The 20,251-nt window shown below is 69.9% G+C and carries 27 protein-coding genes and 1 pseudogene; 15 read left to right on the forward strand and 13 right to left on the reverse strand.

The genetic code is table 11. From position 1 onward, the window contains the following. The first annotated feature begins 11 nt into the window (after positions 1 to 11). The 3 genes from ACYVC6_RS18590 to ACYVC6_RS18600 are packed head-to-tail and all read left to right on the forward strand — an operon-like array spanning position 12 to position 1,521. Positions 12 to 155, forward strand: a complete 144-nt coding sequence (locus ACYVC6_RS18590) for a hypothetical protein (protein ID WP_460715943.1) — start codon at positions 12 to 14, stop codon at positions 153 to 155. A gap of 41 nt (positions 156 to 196) precedes the next feature. Beyond that, positions 197 to 643, forward strand: coding sequence for an OsmC family protein (locus ACYVC6_RS18595; RefSeq protein WP_460715944.1), 447 nt, complete (start codon positions 197 to 199; stop codon positions 641 to 643). Next, the gene (locus tag ACYVC6_RS18600; protein ID WP_460715945.1) at positions 643 to 1,521 is read left to right on the forward strand and encodes an oxidoreductase; all 879 of its coding nucleotides are present in this window, start codon (positions 643 to 645) and stop codon (positions 1,519 to 1,521) included. The genes ACYVC6_RS18595 and ACYVC6_RS18600 overlap by 1 nt, the downstream gene beginning before the upstream one ends. Positions 1,522 to 1,527: 6 nt before the next feature. Here the strand turns inward: ACYVC6_RS18600 and ACYVC6_RS18605 are convergent, their stop codons facing one another. Beyond that, entirely contained in the window at positions 1,528 to 2,220 is a 693-nt protein-coding gene (locus ACYVC6_RS18605) for a peptidylprolyl isomerase (protein ID WP_460715946.1), read from the reverse strand. A 25-nt stretch (positions 2,221 to 2,245) separates the two neighbouring features. Further along, on the reverse strand, positions 2,246 to 3,301 hold the full coding sequence (locus tag ACYVC6_RS18610) for an alanine racemase (protein WP_460715947.1): 1,056 nt from the start codon (positions 3,299 to 3,301) through the stop codon (positions 2,246 to 2,248). A 107-nt stretch (positions 3,302 to 3,408) separates the two neighbouring features. Between ACYVC6_RS18610 and ACYVC6_RS18615 the strand changes: the two genes are divergently transcribed. The 4 genes from ACYVC6_RS18615 (at position 3,409) to ACYVC6_RS18630 (ending at position 5,909) form a co-directional block, all read left to right on the forward strand. Continuing rightward, entirely contained in the window at positions 3,409 to 4,140 is a 732-nt protein-coding gene (locus ACYVC6_RS18615; RefSeq protein ID WP_460715949.1) for a sortase domain-containing protein, read from the forward strand. Positions 4,141 to 4,216: 76 nt separating this feature from the next. Next, positions 4,217 to 5,317, forward strand: coding sequence for an exonuclease/endonuclease/phosphatase family protein (locus ACYVC6_RS18620; RefSeq protein ID WP_460715950.1), 1,101 nt, complete (start codon positions 4,217 to 4,219; stop codon positions 5,315 to 5,317). 62 nt (positions 5,318 to 5,379) lie between these two features. Next, entirely contained in the window at positions 5,380 to 5,598 is a 219-nt protein-coding gene (locus tag ACYVC6_RS18625) for a YlcI/YnfO family protein (protein ID WP_460715952.1), read from the forward strand. Continuing rightward, positions 5,598 to 5,909, forward strand: a complete 312-nt coding sequence (locus tag ACYVC6_RS18630; protein WP_460715953.1) for a type II toxin-antitoxin system PemK/MazF family toxin — start codon at positions 5,598 to 5,600, stop codon at positions 5,907 to 5,909. The genes ACYVC6_RS18625 and ACYVC6_RS18630 overlap by 1 nt, the downstream gene beginning before the upstream one ends. Positions 5,910 to 6,019: 110 nt before the next feature. On the opposite strand, the gene ACYVC6_RS18635 is transcribed toward ACYVC6_RS18630, so the two are convergent. Further along, entirely contained in the window at positions 6,020 to 6,625 is a 606-nt protein-coding gene (locus ACYVC6_RS18635; RefSeq protein ID WP_460715954.1) for a dihydrofolate reductase family protein, read from the reverse strand. Between the two features lie 219 nt (positions 6,626 to 6,844). Between ACYVC6_RS18635 and ACYVC6_RS18640 the strand changes: the two genes are divergently transcribed. The 3 genes from ACYVC6_RS18640 (at position 6,845) to ACYVC6_RS18650 (ending at position 8,192) form a co-directional block, all read left to right on the forward strand. Next, positions 6,845 to 7,291, forward strand: a complete 447-nt coding sequence (locus tag ACYVC6_RS18640; protein ID WP_460715955.1) for an SRPBCC domain-containing protein — start codon at positions 6,845 to 6,847, stop codon at positions 7,289 to 7,291. Then, on the forward strand, positions 7,288 to 7,647 hold the full coding sequence (locus ACYVC6_RS18645) for an ArsR/SmtB family transcription factor (RefSeq protein ID WP_460715956.1): 360 nt from the start codon (positions 7,288 to 7,290) through the stop codon (positions 7,645 to 7,647). The genes ACYVC6_RS18640 and ACYVC6_RS18645 overlap by 4 nt, the downstream gene beginning before the upstream one ends. 92 nt (positions 7,648 to 7,739) lie before the next feature. Continuing rightward, on the forward strand, positions 7,740 to 8,192 hold the full coding sequence (locus ACYVC6_RS18650; RefSeq protein WP_460715957.1) for an SRPBCC family protein: 453 nt from the start codon (positions 7,740 to 7,742) through the stop codon (positions 8,190 to 8,192). Here ACYVC6_RS18650 and ACYVC6_RS18655 read toward each other — a convergent pair. The 6 genes and pseudogenes from ACYVC6_RS18655 to ACYVC6_RS18680 form a co-directional block, all read right to left on the reverse strand. After that, positions 8,189 to 8,323 (reverse strand): hypothetical protein, encoded by a 135-nt coding sequence (locus tag ACYVC6_RS18655; RefSeq protein ID WP_460715958.1) that lies wholly within the window; start codon positions 8,321 to 8,323, stop codon positions 8,189 to 8,191. The two genes, ACYVC6_RS18650 and ACYVC6_RS18655, sit on opposite strands and share 4 nt — an antisense overlap. Positions 8,324 to 8,333: 10 nt before the next feature. Further along, the gene (locus tag ACYVC6_RS18660; RefSeq protein WP_460715959.1) at positions 8,334 to 10,706 is read right to left on the reverse strand and encodes an ATP-binding cassette domain-containing protein; all 2,373 of its coding nucleotides are present in this window, start codon (positions 10,704 to 10,706) and stop codon (positions 8,334 to 8,336) included. 69 nt (positions 10,707 to 10,775) lie between these two features. Continuing rightward, positions 10,776 to 11,090 (reverse strand): hypothetical protein, encoded by a 315-nt coding sequence (locus ACYVC6_RS18665; RefSeq protein WP_460715960.1) that lies wholly within the window; start codon positions 11,088 to 11,090, stop codon positions 10,776 to 10,778. Position 11,091: 1 nt separating this feature from the next. Next, entirely contained in the window at positions 11,092 to 11,502 is a 411-nt protein-coding gene (locus tag ACYVC6_RS18670; RefSeq protein WP_460715961.1) for a VOC family protein, read from the reverse strand. A gap of 10 nt (positions 11,503 to 11,512) precedes the next feature. Further along, positions 11,513 to 11,911 carry a helix-turn-helix transcriptional regulator gene (locus ACYVC6_RS18675; RefSeq protein WP_460716515.1) on the reverse strand — a complete coding sequence of 133 codons (399 nt, stop codon included), beginning with the start codon at positions 11,909 to 11,911 and terminating at the stop codon, positions 11,513 to 11,515. A 79-nt stretch (positions 11,912 to 11,990) separates the two neighbouring features. Beyond that, positions 11,991 to 12,668, reverse strand: a pseudogene (locus ACYVC6_RS18680) (phosphatase PAP2 family protein); the annotation flags it as partial. Positions 12,669 to 12,964: 296 nt separating this feature from the next. Here ACYVC6_RS18680 and ACYVC6_RS18685 point away from each other — a divergent pair. Further along, entirely contained in the window at positions 12,965 to 13,120 is a 156-nt protein-coding gene (locus ACYVC6_RS18685) for a hypothetical protein (protein ID WP_460715962.1), read from the forward strand. Positions 13,121 to 13,151: 31 nt separating this feature from the next. Here the strand turns inward: ACYVC6_RS18685 and ACYVC6_RS18690 are convergent, their stop codons facing one another. Beyond that, complete coding sequence (locus ACYVC6_RS18690) at positions 13,152 to 14,168, reverse strand: zinc-dependent alcohol dehydrogenase family protein (protein ID WP_460715963.1); 1,017 nt, start codon at positions 14,166 to 14,168, stop codon at positions 13,152 to 13,154. Positions 14,169 to 14,282: 114 nt separating this feature from the next. On the opposite strand from ACYVC6_RS18690, the gene ACYVC6_RS18695 reads away from it, so the two are divergent. Continuing rightward, entirely contained in the window at positions 14,283 to 15,854 is a 1,572-nt protein-coding gene (locus tag ACYVC6_RS18695; RefSeq protein ID WP_460715964.1) for a UDP-N-acetylglucosamine 1-carboxyvinyltransferase, read from the forward strand. 65 nt (positions 15,855 to 15,919) lie between these two features. Here the strand turns inward: ACYVC6_RS18695 and ACYVC6_RS18700 are convergent, their stop codons facing one another. Then, on the reverse strand, positions 15,920 to 16,171 hold the full coding sequence (locus ACYVC6_RS18700) for a zf-TFIIB domain-containing protein (protein ID WP_460715965.1): 252 nt from the start codon (positions 16,169 to 16,171) through the stop codon (positions 15,920 to 15,922). A gap of 64 nt (positions 16,172 to 16,235) precedes the next feature. On the opposite strand from ACYVC6_RS18700, the gene ACYVC6_RS18705 reads away from it, so the two are divergent. The 3 genes from ACYVC6_RS18705 to ACYVC6_RS18715 all read left to right on the forward strand — a co-directional run bounded on the left by ACYVC6_RS18705 (position 16,236) and on the right by ACYVC6_RS18715 (position 19,020). Then, positions 16,236 to 17,048, forward strand: a complete 813-nt coding sequence (locus tag ACYVC6_RS18705) for a glycerophosphodiester phosphodiesterase family protein (RefSeq protein ID WP_460715966.1) — start codon at positions 16,236 to 16,238, stop codon at positions 17,046 to 17,048. Next, the gene (locus tag ACYVC6_RS18710) at positions 17,035 to 18,429 is read left to right on the forward strand and encodes an MFS transporter (RefSeq protein WP_460715967.1); all 1,395 of its coding nucleotides are present in this window, start codon (positions 17,035 to 17,037) and stop codon (positions 18,427 to 18,429) included. Before ACYVC6_RS18705 ends, ACYVC6_RS18710 begins: the two co-directional genes overlap by 14 nt. Positions 18,430 to 18,633: 204 nt before the next feature. Then, positions 18,634 to 19,020 carry an RNA polymerase-binding protein RbpA gene (locus ACYVC6_RS18715; protein ID WP_460715968.1) on the forward strand — a complete coding sequence of 129 codons (387 nt, stop codon included), beginning with the start codon at positions 18,634 to 18,636 and terminating at the stop codon, positions 19,018 to 19,020. A 14-nt stretch (positions 19,021 to 19,034) separates the two neighbouring features. On the opposite strand, the gene ACYVC6_RS18720 is transcribed toward ACYVC6_RS18715, so the two are convergent. Together ACYVC6_RS18720 and ACYVC6_RS18725 are read right to left on the reverse strand one after the other, a co-directional pair. Then, positions 19,035 to 19,505 (reverse strand): FxsA family protein, encoded by a 471-nt coding sequence (locus tag ACYVC6_RS18720; protein ID WP_460715969.1) that lies wholly within the window; start codon positions 19,503 to 19,505, stop codon positions 19,035 to 19,037. Continuing rightward, complete coding sequence (locus ACYVC6_RS18725) at positions 19,502 to 20,239, reverse strand: polyprenol monophosphomannose synthase (RefSeq protein ID WP_460716516.1); 738 nt, start codon at positions 20,237 to 20,239, stop codon at positions 19,502 to 19,504. The genes ACYVC6_RS18720 and ACYVC6_RS18725 overlap by 4 nt, the downstream gene beginning before the upstream one ends. Between the last annotated feature and the right edge of the window lie 12 nt (positions 20,240 to 20,251).

Raw genomic sequence — 20,251 nt, forward strand, 5'->3', positions numbered from 1 at the left:
GATGAGTCTCCATGACCACGCAGCTGTACCTGGCCCGCGGGATCGTCGAGGGACGAGTTCACACGCACCAGGACCTCGCGTTGGTCCGGACCGTGGAGCTCGCCCGCCACCAGCAGCGGCGAGCCGCTCGGGCGCTTCGCCGCAAGACCGCCTGAGGCCGCGTCGCCGGGCCCGGATGCTCTGGCAGTCTGTGCCCATGAGTGAGCATCCGCCGCCCGGCACCTTGCGCACCGTCGACCTCACCATCATGGGGGAGGGTCGCTTCAAGGCGACCAACGTCCGAGGTGGCGTCCTGCCGATCGGCCAGGGCGAGGATCCGGACTTCACACCGGTGGAGCTACTGCTGGCGGCGCTGGCGGGCTGCGGCGCGATCGACCTGGAGTGGGTGACCAAGAAGCGCGCGCCGTTCACGTCGTTCGCCGCCCGCGCCGAGGGCCACAAGGTGCGTGACGAGCAGGGGAGCCACCTCGTCCAGCTGTCGGTGACCCTGGACGTGGCGTTCCCCGACGGCGAGACCGGCGACCAGGCACGCGAGGTGGTGCCCCGCACGCTGCAGCAGATCCAGGACCGGCTGTGCACGGTGGGCCGGACGGTCGCCCTCGGCGAGCCGGTCAGCTACCGAGCCGGCGCGCTCCCGAGCTGATGCCTCGGGTGAAGCCCTGGCGCGAGGTGCCCAGGCAGGACGGACGACGGTTCGTGGTGACCGGTGCCAGCAGCGGGATCGGCTTGGAGACCGCCAAGGCACTCGCTGCGGCCGGTGCGCAGGTCGTCCTCGCTGTGCGCAACCTCGACAAGGGCAGGGCCGCAGCGGACCAGATGTCGGGCGATGTCGAGGTGGCTGCCCTCGATGTCGCCGATCTCGCCTCGGTGCGGGCCTTCGCAGACGCCGCCGGCCCGGTGGACGTGCTCATCAACAATGCCGGGGTGCTGGGCCTGCCCTTCGGTCTGTCGCCCGACGGCGTCGAGATGCACTTCGCCACCAACCATCTCGGCCACTTCGCGCTCGCCAACCTCCTGCTCCCGCGGCTGACGGACCGGGTCGTCGTCGTCGGCTCGGCCTCGCACCGGTCCGGCGATCTCGACCTCGACGACCTGACCTGGGAGCGCCGGCGATACAGCGGCTACGCGGCGTACGGCGCCTCCAAGCTCGCCAACCTGCTCTTCCTCGCCGAGCTGCAGCGCCGTCTCACCGCTGCCGGCTCGACCCTGCGGGTGACTGGGGCGCACCCCGGCACGACCTCGACCCAGATCACGTCCGGCTCGGCGAGCTGGCCGAAGAAGATGGTGGGCAAGTACGGACACCGACTGGTGGGGATGCCGGCGTGGCAGGGCGCGTTGCCGACGCTCTACGCCGCCACCATGGACGTCCCGGGCAACACCTACCTCGGGCCGCACCGGCTGGGCGAGATGATCGGGTGGCCGGCCCCCGTGGGCCGCAGCGACCGGGCGCTCGACCCGGATCTCGCCAAGGCGTTGTGGGCCGAGTCCGAGCGCCTGAGCGGCGTGACCTTCCCGCTGTGACGTCTCCTACCCGGCGGCGACCGACTCGATGTCGACCGCGGTGTTGGGCGTGCCGTCGAACTCCGGCGTCGTCCCGTCCTCCGCGACGTCCCTGAGCAGCTCGACAGTGGCCTCGTCGACGCTGCCGAACACCGTGTAGCTGGGGGGCAGGGGCGTTTCCTCGTAGACGATGAAGAACTGCGAGCCGTTGGTGTTGGGGCCGGCGTTCGCCATCGCCAGCGTGCCGGCGCCGTAGGTCTCCTCGCCGCTGAGCTCGTCGGCGAAGGAGTAACCGGGGCCGCCCCTGCCGGACGCCGTCGGGTCGCCGCACTGGAGGACGTAGATGCCCTCGGTCGTCATCCGGTGGCACTGGGTGTCGTCGAAGTAGCCCTGATCGGCCAACGACACGAACGAGTTGGCGGTGCACGGCGTGGTGTCGGCGTCCAGCGTCGCGTTGAACGTGCCGACGCTCGTGTCGAAGGTCACCGGAACCTCACCGCTGACGGTGGCGTCGGCGGGAGGCGGCTCGACCTCCTTGGCGGGCTCGGTGCCGTCCTCCGGGTAGTCGCAGGTGACGCCCGTGGGCTGGCGGTCCGGCGCGACTCCGGCCGACGTGCCCTCGCCGGAGCCGTCATCGGTCGCCTTGTCGTCGTCGCCACAGCCGGCGAGGAACGTGAGCGCGAGCATCGCGGCGGGCAGAGCGATCAGGCGGCGAGACATGGGGCAAAGGCTAGATCAGCGTGACTCAGCTGTTGCGCCCGCGTGCGGAGACCGGCCACGCGCGCAATGTCCCGTGTTCCTCCACCCACAGGCTGTCGACCAGGTTGACCGCGGCGCAGACGTGGTTGGGGACGACCTTGACGGGCTCACCGAGGCGGGGGAGTGGGGCGCCGGCGAGGTCGACCACCGCGTGGTGCTCGGACAGCGTGACGATGCGGGCTGCGGGCTGGTCGAGCAGCCGCCCGTAGCCGGTGGCGTACGCCGCCCGGTCGGCGCCCAGAACCTTGCTGCCCGCATCGAGGACGGCCCGGCCACCCGCGTGGCTCACCACAGTGGCGACGGCGGTCAGCGCGATGTCCTCACGAGGCATGGCACCCAGCTCCCACTGCTGAGCGTCCCCGAAGACGTAGACGCCGGGACGCAGCTCGTCGACGGTGCCGGTGTCGGTCTCCCACAGGCTCGGGGTCGAGCCACCGCTGACGACCCTCACTTCGAGCCCCTGGGCCTGCATCGAGTCCCGAGCCGCCGCCAGCGCGCGGCTCTCGTCGCCCGCCGCGCTCGCACGTCCGCCGGGGGAGTAGGCGTGACCGGGAAAGGTGAAGACACCGCGCACCCGCAGGCCTGCGCGCGCCGCCACGGCCGCGACGGCGCCGGCGTCAGCGGGCGCACACCCGGTGCGGTGCTGGCCGCTGTCGACCTCGACGAGGACGTCGATGCCGGTCCCGCCCAGCAGCCGCCCGGCGTTGGCGGCCGCCTCGACCGAGTCGACCCCGAAGGCGATGGTGGCGCGCTCGGACAGGTCGCGGAGCCGCCCGGCGGCTCGGTCGTCGAGCCACAGGGGGTAGGCGATGAACACGTCGTCGCAGTCGTGCCGGACGAAGACCTCCGCCTCGCCGAGGGTGGCGACGGTCAGCCCGGCCGCTCCGGAGGCCAGCTGCAGCCGGGCGATCTCGACGCTCTTGTGCGTCTTGGCGTGCGGGCGCAGCGCGACCTTGGCGACGCTCGCGCGCTCGGCCGCCGCGCGCACGTTGCGACGCATCCGGCCGAGATCGACCTGGAGGTACGGCGTGGGTGCAGGCACCCGGCCAGGCTAGAGCCCGCCTTGGTCGATGCCAGGTGAGTAGCCTCTCGCCACGATCCAGGGGCCGACCCACCGGCAGATGCCCACCCGCGCGTCATGCTGGTGAGGTGATCGTCCGGGTCGTCGCGGGCCTCGCCTTGGCTCTTGCCGTTCAGGGCTGCGCGGCGATGGCCGGGCCGCGGGCGGACCCGACACCCACGACCGCGGCCAAGTCCACGGGAGCAGCTCCCGCGCCGAGCAGTGTGCCGGTTCCCGTCCCGAACCCCATGTCGCCTTCCGGGGCGGAGCCGGCCGGCCCGACCCCCAGCGACGGCCGACCCCGTCGGGCCGTCCTGTCGATTCCGTCCATCGACGTACGGGTCCTCGTCGTTCCGTACGTCGGCTGGACCGACGACGCCCCGGGGACGGAGATCCAGAACGGCGGCAGGGCGGCCAGTCCGCACGGGCCACGAGGAGGGGTCGGTCCCGGAGGCGTCGGCAACTACCAGGTGACCGCCCACCGGACGTCGTCCACCCGCGCCTTCGAGTTCCTGCCCGACGTCCGTCGAGGCGAACGGGTCGTCGTCGACGTACCCGAGCCCGGGGGAGCCACATCACGTTATGTCTACCTGGTCACCCGGACCCGGGTGACCTCGTTCCGGTCAGCCGCCTCCCTGAGAGCGCAGCGGGCGCCGGTCCCGGGACGACCGGGTGTCCCACCCACCAGGGCGATGATCACGTTGTCGACCTGTGCCACCCAGGAGGATCACGCCGCGGGCAACTACTGGGCCGACGAGTTCGACAACCCGGAGCACCGGATCGACAAGATCGGGGTGCTGGTCGCGGTCCGGCACCGCTGATCCCCGGCTGCGCAGGTCGGCCGAGGTCTCACCGGATACGGCCCGGGTCACGGGCGCCCTCGTTACGCTCGACGATGTGGGGGAGCACTCGAGGTCCAGAGCCGGACTCGGCCTGCTGCGCCCGGTCGCCGGGGTCGTGACTGTGCTCCTGCTGGGAGGCCTCCTCCTCCACGACGCTCTGGGTCCCGAGCCGGAGGACGGTCAGGACGCGGGACCCTCGGCCGCCGCGCCGCCCGCCGCCGAGATCAGCACGCCCGCCGTCCCGCAGCAGGTCGTGAAGGGCCAGGTGCTGCTCCGGAAACCACGGCCCCAGAAGCCCGTGGAGCCGGAGCCGGTGCTGGCACCACCCAGCACCGGGCGGGTGGGCACCGGGTTCGCCCTCGGACCGCTGACCGCGGTCGAGGCACCGGTAGGCCCCGCCGTGACCGGCACGGTCACCACTGCGGTGGCCAACATCCCCAACCGGACCGGCGACGGGCCGTTCGCGGGGTCGATGCGCACCCTGGTCTCCGACGGGCCGGACTTCGTCATGCTCAACGAGGTCAGCCGGCACGACACCGACGAGCTGCGGGCCATGGCGCCGGGCTACGACGCCTACCGCGACGAGCGCCCCGACGGCACCCAGGGCGGCGGGTCGCAGTCGATGAACAACGTGGTGATGTGGCGCGCAGCAGACTGGTCGCTCATCGATGCCGGACGGGTGAAGCTGGTCGACGACGACCGGGGCTTCCGGCTGGGCAAGCCCTTCATCTGGGACCGCTACGCCACCTGGGCCATGCTCCAGCGCCCGGACGGCGCGATCGTGTCGGTGGTCTCGACCCACATGATGACCAACCCCGCGCGCTACCCGGGCCAGCACGGTCGCCCGCGGATGTCACGGGCCCAGCAGTACGGCGTCGGGATGGACGTCCTGGTCCAGACGGTGCGCACCCTGGCCGCCCACGGGCCGGTCATCGTCGGTGGCGACATGAACACGCACGGCCGCGAGGGAGCCTGGACCGCAGCTGCCAGGTTGTCGGCGGCCGGCTACGGCTACGCCAAGGACAGCGCGGTGATGTACGTCTTCTATCCCGACGGCGTCGAGGTCGTGAGCCACCGACAGGTCCGGGTCGCCTCCGACCACCCGGCGATCGTGACGACGCTCGACCTCGCCGGGACCGGCCCCCAGCCGTCCTGAGGTCCGTCGCGAGACCGCGTCAGACACCCGTGGAACGACTCCCAAACTGATACCATATCGGTATGACCACCCAAATCGGCGTGCGCCTGCCCGATGAGCTCGTCGAGTACGTCGACGGCCTGGTGCGCGACGGCGCCGGGTCACGCGCCGCGGTCGTCGTTCGCGCGCTGAACCTCTACCAGCAGCAGCTGAGGGGCGAAGAGGATGCGCGGATCCTGGAGGAGACGGGCGACTACGACGACTTCGACGACCTGGTCGGCCACTCGCTGATCGACGAGTGATGCGCGACATTCACATCGCGCACCTCGACAAGGCGCGTCCGGTCGTGGTGCTGACACGCGAGCCGGTGCGTGCCGCCATGCGCCGGGTCACCGTCGCTCCGATCACCTCGACCATCAAAGGCCTCAGCACCGAGGTGTCCCTCGGGCCTGCAAACGGGCTGGACCAGGCGTGCGTCGTCAGCTGCGACAACATCATCACCATCGACAAGACCGCGCTGGGCCGCCACCTTGGGTTCCTCTTCGAGCGCCAGGAACGCGAGCTCACGGCAGCGATCGTCAACGCCTTCGCGCTGCGCACCGCCGATCTCTAGCCTCTCGGTCGTGGGGCCACCGCAGGGTTGTACCTGCACTAACTGACATAATGTCGCTTATCGGCGATAAGCGACGGGAGTAGAAGACGCCTCAACCGCCACTTGCAGGTTCAGCTGGGGGCGCCGAGCGGCGGGTGCTCGAGCACGCTGGGCTTGTACTCGACCAGCTGGATGCGGCCGTCGAAGGTGCGTTGATCGGTCATCTCGAGCGCGACGTCCGGATAGCCGTCGTAGATGCGTTCCGCACCCGTGGCCCCGGTGATCACCGGGAACATCACGACCCGGAAGCGGTCGACGAGCCCGGCTCGCAGCAGGGACCTGGCCAGGCTGAGGCTGCCCAGGGTGCTGAGGAGGCCCGAGCTGGTGGCCTTCATGGCGCGGACCGCTTCGACAGCGTCGTCGCGGACGAGCGTGGAGTTGGCCCACGTCAGTGGGTCTTCGAGTGACGAGGAGAACACCACCTTGGACGCCTGCGTGAGCTCGTCGAGGGACGCCTCCTCCTCGGGCCTGAACTCGTCTGCGCCGTCCGGCACGTCACCGGCGGAGAAGCCCGACATCAGGCGGTAGGTGTTCGATCCCATCAGGTAGGTGACCTCGGGCTGCTCACCGAGCCAGGCGAGGTACTCCGGTCCCTCGAGGCCCCAGAACCCGGGCCATCCCTCCCCCGAGGCATATCCATCGAGGGAGGTGATGAAGTCGACGAGAAGCTCCGACATGGCGGTTTCCTTCCGTGCGTGGGTCGTCACGAGCTTGGACCGGCCTGGAAGCACCAACTCATCGACAGGGGATGGTCCCTGCTCGCGGGGAGGCCATCGGGCGGGGTCCACCCAGATCATCGGCGACGCGCCGAGTCCATACGCAACTAGAGGTTGCGCGTTGGTTCGCGCTGGCGTACGTTTGTGCAACCATCGGTTGCGATTCATAGGGAGCGGCACATGGAGCTGGGCAGCATCGAGCGCGAGATCCACATCCAGGCGGCGCCCGAAATCGTCTACGAGGTGGTGAGCCGCCCCGAGCACCTGCGGGAGTGGTGGCCCGACGAGGCCGAGCTCGAGCCGGTCCCCGGCGGCACCGGTGTGATCCGCTTCGGCGACGTGGGTGAGCCGCTGTCCGTGGTCGAGGCCGACCCGCCGCGCAGGTTCTCTTTCCGTTGGGTTGCCGACGACGACCAACCGCTGGGGCCGGGCAGCTCGCTGCTGGTCACGTTCGACCTCGAGCCGTCGGGCACCGGCACTCTGCTTCGCTTCAGCGAGACCGGGTTCCGGGAGAAGGGCTGGGAGGCGGCCGTGCTCGAGGAGCAGTTCCACGACCACGTCAGCGGCTGGGACCACTTCCTCCCCCGTCTCGTCTCCTACATCGACCGGTTGGTCGCCACGCCATGACCGTCGCCATCGACGACGACCTCTGGTCGGCCGTCGGCGACCCGACCCGGCGCCGCATGCTCGACCTGCTGCTCTCCGAGGGCGGCGGCACCGCGACCACGCTGAGCGCACAGCTGCCGGTCACCCGGCAGGCGGTCGCGAAGCACCTGGGCGTGCTCGACCGGGCCGGCCTGGTCCACGCCACGCCCGCCGGACGCGAACGCCGTTACGACGTCGACGAGAGGCAGCTGGCCCGGGCCATCGCCCAGCTGGCGAGGGTCGGGACGAGCTGGGACGCCCGGCTGCAGCGCATCAAGGGAATCGCGGAGGCGATCCAGCGCTCCGAGCGACGGTCAGAGGAGAACGCCGGGGACTGAGGCCTCCCCCGCACCAACGACGTCACGCCCGTGGCGCCGTCGATGAGCCGCGCCCGAAGGGCCGGCAGACGACACAGGAAAGAGGTACTGCCATGGTCGACATCCTGCACAGGGTCGGAGTCACGAGGCCGATCGGCGAGGTCTATACGGCCCTGACCACGCTGGAGGGACTGGCGGGCTGGTGGACCGAGGACACCACGGGCGACCCGGCCCCTGGTGGCGTGATCCGGTTCCGGTTCGCCGGGGCTCCCGAGCCGGGCGGATTCGACATGTCGGTCCGGGAGGCCGTGCCCGACAAGCTCGTGCTCTGGGAGGTCGTGGCCGGTCCCGAGGAGTGGGTCGGCACCACGGTCCGCTTCGAGCTCAGGCAGGAGGACGAGTGGACGATCGTCCTGTTCCAGCATGCCGGCTGGCGGGAGCCCGTGGAGTTCATGTCCCACTGCAGCACCAAGTGGGCGACGTTCCTGATGAGCCTCAAGGGGCTGCTCGAGGGTGGGGAGGGCCGGCCGGCGCCGAACGACGTCCGGATCAGCAACTGGCACTAGTCGGAGGGTCGGGCGGGGGGCGGTGCGACGAGCAGCTCGGCGAGGTGTGCCCAGGCGGCCCCGCCGACGCCGCAGGCCGACTCCGGGACCAGGCGGACGCCCTCGACGCCGCGCAGCGCGACCTGACGCACGAGTGGACCGTCAGCCCGCGGCGTACTCGGCGAGGTGCTTGCCGGTGAGGGTGGAGCGGGATGCGACCAGGTCGGCCGGCGTGCCCTCGAAGACCACCCGTCCGCCGTCATGACCCGCGCCCGGGCCGAGGTCGATGATCCAGTCGGCGTGCGCCATCACCGCCTGGTGGTGCTCGATGACGATCACCGACCTCCCGGCGTCCACCAATCGGTCCAGCAGCCCGAGCAGTTGCTCCACGTCCGCGAGGTGCAGGCCGGTGGTCGGCTCGTCGAGGATGTAGACGTCGCCCTTGTCGGCCATCTGGACGGCCAGCTTGAGCCGCTGCCGCTCCCCTCCGGAGAGGGTCGTGAGCGACTGACCCAGACTGACATAACTCAGCCCCACGTCCTGCAGCCGCTCGAGGATCCGGTGCGCGGCGGGCGTGGCCGCCTCGCCCTCACCGAAAAACTCGAGCGCCTCCGAGACAGGCATGGCCAGGACCTCGGCGATGTTCTTGCCGCCGAACCGGTGCTCGAGTACCGCGGGCTGGAAGCGTCTCCCCTCGCACTCCTCGCACGTCGACTCCACGGTGGCCATCACGCCGAGCTCGGTGAAGATGACGCCGGCGCCCTTGCACGCCGGGCAGGCGCCCTCGGAGTTGGCGCTGAACAGTGCGGCCTTCTCGCCGGTCGCCTTGGCGAACGCCTTGCGGATGGGCTCGAGGAGCCCGGTGTACGTCGCGGGGTTGCTGCGCCGTGAGCCCTTGATCGCGCCCTGGTCGACGACCACGACGCCCTCGCGCCCGGCCACCGAGCCGTGCACCAGTGAGCTCTTCCCGGACCCGGCGACCCCGGTGAGGACGCACAGGACGCCGGTCGGGATGTCGACGTCGACCTTCTTCAGGTTGTTGGTCGTGGCCTTGCGCACCTCGATCGTGCCGGCGGGCTGCCGCACCTCGGCCTTGAGGGCCACCCGGTCGTCGAGGTGCCGCCCGGTGATCGTCTTGCTCCTGCGCAGCTCGTCGAACGATCCCTCGAAGACGATCTCCCCGCCGGCGGTCCCCGCGCCGGGACCGAGGTCGACGACGTGGTCGGCGATCGCGATCGTCTCGGGCTTGTGTTCGACGACCAGCACGGTGTTGCCCTTGTCGCGCAGCTGCAGCAGCAGCTGGTTCATCCGCTCGATGTCGTGCGGATGCAGCCCGATCGTGGGCTCGTCGAAGACGTAGGTGACGTCGGTGAGCGACGAGCCGAGGTGCCGGATCATCTTGGTCCTCTGCGACTCTCCCCCGCTCAGGGTTCCGGCGGGCCGGTCGAGCGAGAGGTAGCCCAGGCCGATGGCCTCGAACGAGTCCAGCAGGTGCTGCAGCCCGGCGAGGAGCGGCGCGACGCCGGGTTCCTTCACCCCGCGCAGCCACTCGGCGAGGTCGGTGATCTGCATGCGGCAGACCTCGGCGATGTTCTTGCCCTTGATCTTGGACGCGAGCACCTCCTTGGTCAGCCTCGTGCCCTCGCAATCGGGGCAGGTCTGGAAGGTCACCGCGCGCTCGACGAACCGCCGCACGTGCGGCTGCATGGCCTCGGGGTCCTTGGACAGCATCGACTTCTGGATCTTTGGGATGATCCCGTCGAAGGTGAGGTTGATGCCCTCGACCTTGATCTTGGTCGGCTCGGCGTAGAGCATCGTGTCGAGTTGCTTCTTGGTGAACTCGGCGATGGGCTTGTCCATCGGCAGCCCGACGCCCTCGAAGAGCCGGCCGTACCACCCGTCCATCGAGTAGCCGGGAATCGTGAGCGCTCCCTCGCTGAGCGACTTCGTCTCGTCGTAGAGCGCGGTGAGGTCGATGTCGCTGACGTTGCCCATGCCCTCGCAGCGCGGGCACATGCCGCCGAGGTAGACGGCCTGGCTCACCACGTTCTTCTCGACGCGCCCACCGCTCTTCTCGGTGGACATGACCCCGCTGGCCTTGCGGGTGGGCACGTTGAACGAATACGCCGTCGGCGGACCGACGTGCGGATTGCCGATGCGGCTGTAGAGGATCCGGAGCATCGCATTGGCGTCGGTGGCAGTGCCGACCGTCGACCGCGGGTTGGCGCCCATCCGCTCCTGGTCGACGATGATCGCTGTGGTGAGCCCCTCGAGACGGTCCACGTCGGGCCGCGCCAGGGACGGCATGAAGCCCTGCACGAACGCGCTGTAGGTCTCGTTGATCAGCCGCTGCGACTCCGCGGCGATCGTGTCGAAGACCAGCGAGCTCTTGCCGGACCCGGACACGCCGGTGAAGGCCGTCAGCCGCCGTTTTGGCAGCTCGACGCTGATGTCCTTGAGGTTGTTCTCGCGCGCCCCCTGGACGGAGATGGTGTCGTGGCGGTCAGCCTCGTGGGCGGTGGTCTTGCCGGGCATCGTGTCCTTCTCGGGCGTGTGGGAGTGCGGACGGGCAGCTGCCTGCCGGGTCCGTCCAGGCCGGCGAGCCTACTGACCCGGACGGACCCGTCGAGTCATCGATCGCGTGCGCGCTCGGGGGCAGTCCTCCGGAAGCGCAGCGAAGGCGCGCTTGGTGTCCCGGTACCAACCGAGGTTCTTGAAGGGGTGCCGCCAGCGGTTCTTCATGTCCTCGTGGGCGGGCTCGTGCGCGGCGTCGCCGGCCCGGACGGCCTCGCGGAGGTGTCGGTCCTGCAGCTTGATCACCTCGTCGGCGCTCTCGCCCGTGAGGGGCAGGTCGCAGACGCCGCCGAGCTGGGCACAGGTCATGGTCTTGGTCGGCTTGCTGTGCACGGTCGAGGCCATGTCACTTCACCTCCTGGATGCGGACCATGTTGCCGGCGGGGTCGCGGACGGCGCAGTCACGCATCCCCCAGTCCTGCTCGATCGGCTCCTGCACGATGTCGACGTCCTGGCCCTGGAGCTGCTCGAAGGTGCCGTCCAGGTCGGGCGTGGAGAGCATGATGCTGGCGTAGGTGCCCTTGGCCATCATCTCGGCGATGGTCCGGCGCTCCTCCTCGGTGATCCCCGGGTCGGCGCCCGGTGGGTGCAGGACGATGTTGACCTCGGGCTGGCCGGGCGGGCCGACGGTCAGCCAGCGCATGCCCTGGAAGCCGACGTCGTTGCGCAGCTCGAAGCCGAGGACGTCCCGGTAGAAGGCGAGCGCGGCCTCGGGGTCGTCGTGCGGGAGGAACGTGGTGTGAATGCTGATGTCCATGGCCATCACGCTAGGGGCGGCTCACAGAGGTTGCTTCTCGATTCCTGATCGGTCTGGTGACCTTCTTGGTCTCGCACGACGGAAGGGCGCCCAGCTCGGCCGTCGCCTGCTTCCGGTATGCGCTCGGTGACGTCCCTACCAGCTCGGTAAACCGGGTGCTGAACGTCCCGAGCGACTGGCAGCCGACCGCGAAGCACACCTCGGTGACGCTCAGGTCGCCACGCCGGAGCAGGGTCATGGCCCGCTCGATCCGGCGGGTCATCAGGTAGGAGTACGGCGACTCGCCGTACGCCTTCTTGAACTCCCGGCTCAGGTGCCCCGCCGAGACGTGCACCCCGCGGGCCAGCGACTCGACGTCGAGCGGCTGGGCGTACTCCCGGTCCATCCGGTCGCGGACCCGCCGGAGCATCGCCAGGTCGCGCAGGCGGTCCGACGGTGTCCCGGTCACGGGTCCGATGGTGCCACGTGGCCAGTCGCAGGGACGCCAGCACGATGGCGTCGCCGACCACTGCGTCGACCAGGTAGTGGTTGCCGGTCCCCACGACTGCGATCAGCATCAGGAGCGGCAGGGCGGTGCCCACGACCCGCAGCGACGCGCGGCCGCCTTCCCGCACTAGGGCGATGCCCATGAGCAGGTCCCAACCGACGTGGAAGCTGGGCATGGCGGCGTACTGGTTGGTGAACGACGGGGGCTGCAGGACGCGGTAGGCCTCGGAGTGCATCGTGACCGTGTCCAGGAACCCGAAGTCCATGAGCCGCGGCGGCGCGACGGGGAACGTCGCCACGATGACCATCCCCACCAGCCCCGAGACCAGAAGCGCGTTGCGATAGACCACGAACGCGTCGCGGCGACGCCACGCGAGCCAGCCGAGGACCGCGGCGATGACCGGCCAGTGCCCCCAGATGTAGATCGCGTTGAGGACGGTCGCCGCCCCGTCGACGTCGAGCATCCACCGCTGCACGTCGCGTTCCACGAACACGCCCAGCGACCGCTCCAGCTCGACGAGCAGGTCCGCGTTTCCCTCGGCGACCGTGGCACTGCCCGCGGTGAGGCTCCGGACCATGAAGTACGTCGCCATAGCAGCCGCCAGCAGGACCGCTTGCTGGGCGGCGAACGCCACCGACCTGGACCGCAGGACGACCGGTGCGGGCAGCAGCAACGTCATGGCTCCAGCCGACCAGCGTCACGGCCCTTCGGGAATCAGGGCCATCACCCCCGGAGCCCCGAAGCATCAGGGGCCGGCCCCAGGGGTGGCCCGGGGATGCCCCGGAGTCCCCGGGGCCGGTCGTCACCCGTCCCCAGGTATCAGATGGCCCGTTCGGGCCATCCTCCCGGCAGACGTTCGGTCAGACATGCCCTCGGGTTCGGCCGTTCCCCCGCGCCGGAGGACATGTCTCGTTACCGTCGTGAGTACGAACCGTTGATTTCTCGGGTTCGAGGCCATGAGGGAGGCCGATGATCATGTGGGACACCGTTGAGACCCACCGGGAGCACCTGTCACACGACATGCCCTGCCCGCGCTGCGGCCACGCCATGCACAGGTTCCTGACGTGCGACGCCAACTGCAGCTGCGCCCCGGCCCTGATGCCCGGCGAGAAGGAGCTCGTGGTCGCCTGACCGCCCGGCCCAGATCGCTCAGCCCTGACTCTCAGGGCTCCAGCATGACCTTGATCGCCCGGCGCTCGTCCATCGCCCGGTAGCCCTCCGCCACCTCGTCCAGCGGCAGGGTCAGGTCGAACACCTTCCCCGGGTCGATCCGCCCAGCGGTCACCAGGTCCAGCAGCTCCGGCAGGTAGCGGCGCACGGGGGCGATCCCGCCGGCGAGCCCGATGTTCTTTGCGAACATCCGACGCAGCGGCAGCTCGACGCCGTGGGGTACGCCGACGAAGCCGACGGTGGCGCCCGGCCGCGCGACCGCGAACGCCAGGTCCATCGCGTCGCCGGTACCGACGCACTCCAAGACGGCGTCCGCCCCCACTCCCCCGGTGATCTCCTTGACCTCCTGGCCGCCCTCCCTGCCCCGTTCGGCGACGACGTGGGTCGCACCGAACTCGGTCGCGATCTTCTGGCGGGGCTCGTGGTGGGACATGGCGATGATCGTCTCGGCCCCCATGACGGAGGCGGCCAGGACGCCGCACAGCCCGACGGCGCCGTCGCCCACGACCACCGCCGTGCCGCCCTGGCGCACTCCGGACGCGACCGCCGCATGCCAGCCGGTGGCCATGACATCGCTGAGGGTCAGCAGCGACGGGAAAAGGTCGCGGTCGGGCACGCCGTCGGTCCGCACCAGGCTGCCGTCAGCCTGGCCGACGCGCGCGTACTCCGCCTGGCCGCTGCTCGTCATGCTGGCGTGGGTGCAGGCTGAGTGGAACCCGGCCAGGCAGTGCGGGCAGGTGTTGTCGCTGTGGCAGAACGGCACAATGACGAAGTCGCCTGGGGCGAAGTCCCGCACCTCGGCGCCCACCTCCTCCACCACGCCGATGCACTCGTGACCGATGGTGTCGCCGGGGGTGATGTCGTTCTCCCCGCGGTAGGGCCACAGGTCCGAGCCGCAGATGCAGGCGGCCGTCACCTTGATGATCGCGTCGGTCGGTGCCTCGATCGTGGGCTCGGCGACCTCGGAGAGGCGGACGTCACGGATCCCGTGGATGGTCGTGGCGCGCATGTCCTCGATCCTTGCATCCCGGCGTTCCCCCGCTCCCCCGCTCCTCCCGCGTGCCCGACTCGCCCGAGGCCGGGCGGAGTTGCGCTATCTCACATGTGAGTTACCGTGGCTGTCATGAGTGACACGCAACTCGGACCGGTTGCCGGCTACACGGGCGACTACAAGGGCCGGATCGGCAACATCATCCGTGATGCCCGCAAGCACCGCGGGCTGACCCAGGCCCAGCTGGCCGAGCTGCTGTCGACCAGCCAGAGCGCCATCAACCGGATCGAGAAGGGTCACCAGAACCTCTCGCTCGAGATGCTCGCGAGGATCGGCGCCGCCCTGGACTCCGAGATCGTCGCGCTCGGCGCCGGTCCCACGCACCTCCGGGTCACCGGCCCCACGACGCTGTCCGGCAGCATCGACGTCAAGACCTCCAAGAACGCCGGGGTGGCGCTGCTCTGCGCCTCGCTGCTCAACCGCGGCCGCACCACGCTGCGCAAGGTCGCCCGGATCGAGGAGGTCAACCGGCTGCTCGAGGTGCTCAACAGCCTGGGCGTCCAGACCCGCTGGATCGGCGACGACCCCGACAACAAGGAAGACCTGGAGATCGTCCCTCCGAAGGAGCTCGACCTCGCCCACATCGACGAGGAGGCGGCTCGCCGCACCCGCTCGATCATCATGTTCCTCGGGCCGCTCCTGCACCGTGCGGACGTGTTCGAGCTGCCCTACGCCGGCGGCTGCAACCTCGGCACCCGGACCGTCGAGCCGCACATGTACGCGCTCCGCCCCTTCGGGCTCGAGGTCAAGGCCACCGACGGTTCCTACCACGCACAGGTCAACCGGGCCATCGAGCCGCAGGTGCCGATCGTGCTCACCGAGCGCGGCGACACCGTCACCGAGAACGCCCTGATGGCGGCGGCGCTCCACCCGGGCACCACGATCATCCGCAACGCGTCCTCCAACTACATGGTCCAGGACCTCTGCTTCTACCTGCTCAAGCTCGGCGTCCAGGTCGACGGCATCGGCACCACGACGCTGACGATCACCGGGCTGGAGGAGATCGACGTGGACGTCGACTACGCCCCGAGCGAGGACCCCATCGAGGCGATGTCGCTGCTCGCCGCAGCCATCGTGACCCGCTCGGAGATCACCATTCGGCGGGTGCCGATCGAGTTCCTCGAGATCGAGCTGGCGACCCTCAGCGAGATGGGCTTCCGCTACTCCCTCTCCGAGGAGTACGTCGCCCGCAACGGCAGCACCCGGCTGGTCGACCTCACGACCCACCCATCGGACCTGCACGCGCCGCTCGACAAGATCCACCCGATGCCGTTCCCAGGCCTCAACATCGACAACCTGCCGTTCTTCGCGGTGATCGCCGCGGTCGCCGAGGGCCAGACCCTGCTGCACGACTGGGTCTACGAGAACCGCGCCATCTACCTCACCGAGCTCAACAAGCTCGGCGGACAGGTCAAGCTGCTCGACCCGCACCGCGTGATGATCGAGGGCCCGACCCACTTCTCCGGCACCGAGATCGTCTGTCCGCCGGCACTACGTCCCGCTGTGGTCATCCTGCTGGCGATGCTGGCCTCGAAGGGCACATCGGTCCTGCGCTCGACCTACGTCATCCACCGCGGCTACGAGGACCTCGCCGAGCGCCTCAACGAGCTCGGGGCCAACATCGAGCCGTTCCGGGATATTTAGCCTCGCAAGCCCTTACTCGTGAGCCTGGCCATGCTCGGCTCGGTGCGCGCGAGCTTCGGCCCGGTTCAGCCGAACAGGGTCTCCACCCAGGCCCGCGCCGGCGGCTTGCCCTGGGGCGGTGCGGTCATGTCCGCGGTGATGCGGGGCAGCGGCTGGGTGTGCTGGCCGGCATGCCGGTGCCAGTCGGACTCCGCCTCGACCAGGCTGCCGAGATCGGCGCGCCGCAGGAACACCCCGTGACCGGCAGGGCAGCTGTTGACCTCGCCGTCGCCGAGCGGCCGGGCGTCCATCTCGGCTTCGCACACGGGACAGCGCATACCCCGAGGCTAGCCCGGTCGTGGCTGCTCGCCGGGGACCCGCGCCGGGTACATACTGCACAGCGTGGTTGGGGAGGCGTCCAGGCCGGCGAGTGAGTGGGCCACGCCGGGAGGCGTGCTCGCGTTCGCGCACCGGGGCGGTGCCTACCACCCTGAGATCGAGGGCTTGGAAAACACGCTGGCGGCGTTCAAGCATGCCGTCGCACTCGGCTACGACTACCTCGAGACAGACGTCCACGTCACCTCTGACGGAGTGCTGCTGGCCTTCCACGACAGCGTCCTGGACCGGGTCACCGACCAGGAGGGGGCGATCTCGGAGCTGACCTTCGAGGAGGTACGCCGGGCCCTGGTGGGCGGCCGGGAGCAGGTGCCCACCCTGGCCCAGCTCTTCGACGAGTTCCCCGCGGCCCGCTTCAACATCGACCTGAAGTCCGACGGAGGGGCCGCGGCGCTCGCGGGGTTCATCGCCGAGCGCGAGGCTTGGGACCGGGTGCTGGTCGGCTCGTTCAGTCGCCGCCGCCTGCGCGAGTTCCGCCGGCTCACCCAGGGGCGGGTGCCGACCTCCGCGACGGCGTTCGACATCGTGCTTTTCCGCTTCCTGCCCAGCGGGCGGCTCGCCGACCGGCTCACCGGTCGTACGGTGGCGGCCCTTCAGATCCCACACCGCCGAGGGCGGCTGACTGTGGCCTCACGGGGGCTGGTGCGCCGGGCGCACGCGGCGGGGCGCCCCGTCCACGTCTGGACGATCGACGACCCCGACGAGATGCAGGAGCTACTGGACCGCGGGGTCGATGGCATCTTCACCGACCGCACGGATGTGTTGAAGCACGTGCTCACCGAGCGCGGCGACTGGAGGGATTCGCATGACCACCACTGACCCTGCGGGGATCGCGGATCTCGGGCCGCTCGAGCGAGCCAAGGAACAGAGGTCCTGGTACTGGTACGACTGGGCGAACAGCGCCTACGTGACCGTGGTCGCGACCGTCCTGTTCGCCCCCTACCTGACATCGGTGGCCGAGCGGGCCGCCTGCGGCTTCGTGACCGACGAGGACAAGGGCCTCAAGTGCTCCGAGCACCTGGACGTCCTGGGGATCAGTATCTCGCCCGGGTCCCTGGTGTTCTACGTGTTCACGATCGCCACCATCGTGTCCGCACTCGTGCTGCCGATCGTGGGGGCGGCGGCCGACCGGTCCGCCCGCAAGAAGAACATCATGGCCGGCTTCGCCTGGGCCGGCAGCCTGTCCGCAGCCCTGATGTTCTTCGTCGCCGGCGAGAACTGGCAGCTCGGGGTGATCCTGCTGTTCGCTGCGAACATCTGCCTCGGGTCGTCGCTGGTCGTCTACGACGCCATCCTCTGCGAGATCGCCGAGCCCGACGAGCGTGACCGGGTGTCCTCGCGGGGCTGGGCGCTGGGCTACCTCGGCGGCGGCCTCCTGCTCGCCGTCAACCTGGCGATCGTCACCCTGCACGACAGCCTCGGGCTCAGCACGTCCATGGCGGTCCGGATCAGCCTGCTGTCCGCCGCGGCGTGGTGGGGGATCTTCACGATCATCCCGTACCGAGGCATCCGCAACCGCCAGCCCCGAGGGGTGGTGCCCGAGTCGGGCGGGCTCGTCCGGCAGAGCTTCGGACAGCTCTTCACCACCCTGCGCGACATGCGCAGCTACCCGGTGACACTGACCTTCCTCGTGGGCTACCTCTTCTACAACGACGGCATCCAGACGGTGATCGTCTCCGCTTCGGTCTACGGCGAGAAGGAGCTGGGCTTCGAGACCTCCGTTCTGATCGTCACGATCCTGCTGGTGCAGTTCGTCGCCTTCTTCGGCGCACTGATCTTCGGCAGGCTCGCGGAGAGCCGCGGGGCCCGGACGGTGATCCTCGGTGGACTCGGCGTCTGGATGCTGGTCGTCATCGCGGGCTTCTTCCTCCCCGAGAAGAACCTCGGGCTCTTCCTGGCCCTGGCCGCAGCGATCGGGCTCGTCCTCGGCGGCACCCAGGCGCTGTCCCGCTCGTTCTTCAGCCAGCTGATCCCACACGGCCGGGAGGCGGAGTACTTCTCCCTCTACCAGGCGGCCGAACGGGGCACCAGCTGGCTCGGCACCCTGGTGTTCGGGCTCGTCCACCAGGTCACGGACTCCTACCGCCCCGCCATCTTCGCGCTGATCCTGTTCTTCCTAGTGGGCGGCATCCTGCTCTACAAGGTCGACCCCGAGAAGGGCATCCAGGAGGCCGGCAACACCGTGCCTCGCAATCTCTGACCGCCCCTTCCGGCCGTAGCTGTCTAGTCAGTTGCGGGCCGTACTCTCGGTATGTATTGAAATTTCAGGAACAGTGTGGTTACCGGTAGCGTTGAACCTCTCGGGAGTGCGGGATGCACCGACGGTGCAACTTGTGTGTCGCGCCTAGCGTCCAACCCCCCGGGACGTCAGACACAACGGGGAACACAGACTGGGAGGTGCCTCATGGCTGAGCGCACATTGCGTGGTGCACGCCTGGGAGGCCAGAGCTTCGAGGACGAGCGCGGAATCGAGTTCGCTGCTCGTCAGCAGGTCGGCTACCGCTGCCCCGAGGGACACGCGTTCGAGATCACCATGTCCATCGAGGCGGAGATCCCAGCCGTGTGGGAGTGCCCCCGGTGCGGCGCCGAGGCGCTGAGCACCGACGGGATCGAGAAGGTCGTCAAGGCCGAGAAGCCGGTCCGCACCCACTGGGACATGCTGCTCGAGCGGCGCTCGGAGAAGGAGCTCGAGGACATCCTCAAGGAGCGTCTCGAGTTGCTGCGCGACGGTCAGATCGGCCCCGCACACCTGCACCGCGCCAACGCTCGCAAGCGTCGCGCCTCCGCCTGAGCGGCCGGCCCTCGTCAGGGGTCGACCACCTCGCCCGGCACCACCGGGCCGCCGTCACTGCCGTCATCGCCGGGTGGGCGCCGTGAGGATGGGATCACCACGAGCCGTCGCGCGACCACGGTGGTGAGCAGACGTCTGGCCACCGGCCGCGTGAACGGCAGGATCAGCAGGATCCCGAACACGTCCGTGACGAATCCCGGGGTGAGCATCAGCGTGCCGCCGATCAGGATCAGCGCCCCGTCCGCGAGCTCCCGGGCGGGCATCCGGCCGCTGCTGAGCGCGTTCTGGAGCGCCCTCCACGCCCGTCCGCCCTCGCGCCGGATCAGCCAGGTGCCCAGGATGCTGTCGGCGATGAGGATGAGGATCGTCCACCAGGCCCCGATGGCCTGACCGACCTGGATCAGGACGTAGATCTCGACCAGGGGCACCACGACGAAGGCGGCGACCAGCGCCCAACCCAGCGTTCCCCTGCGCCGGCCGCTCACGACGGCGGACGCCGATCGCGGCGCAGGCTCTGCCGCAGCTGGTCGCGGCGCTCGCGCAGCCCCCACGCGGTGATCCGGCGCAGGGACTCGGTGGCGACCGCTCCGCTCATCTTGGAGTCGCCGCGCACCCGCTCGACGAACTCGATCGGCACCTCCCGCACAGTCAGTCCGGCGCGCAGGCACCGGGTGACGAGGTCGGTCTGGAACACGTAGCCGGTGGACTTCACCGACGTGAGGTCGATCTTCTCCAGGGCGGACCGGCGGAACAGCCGGAAGCCCGCGGTCGCGTCGCGCACGTCGATGCCGAGGAGCAGCCGCACGTAGAGGTTGCCCCCGCGGGAGAGGAGCTCGCGGCGCAGCGGCCAGTTGACCACCGACCCGCCCGGCACCCACCGCGACCCGATCGCCAGGTCGGCGTCGGTCAGCGCTGTGAGCAGCCGTTGCAGCTGCTCGGGCTGGTGGGAGCCGTCCGCGTCCATCTCACCGATGACGTCGTAGCCGGCGTCCAGCGCCCAGGCGAAGCCGGCGAGATAGGCAGCGCCCAGGCCCGCCTTCTGGTGCCGGTGCAGCACGTGGACGCCGGCATCCTTCGCGGCCAGTGCGTCGGCGAGGGTCCCGGTGCCGTCGGGCGACGCGTCGTCGACCACGAGCACGTCGACCTCGGGCTGGGCCGCGCGGAGCCGTCCGACGATCCACTCCAGGTTCTGCGCCTCGTCATAGGTCGGCACGACCATGACGACGCGTCC

The organism is Nocardioides dilutus (genome assembly GCF_054779555.1).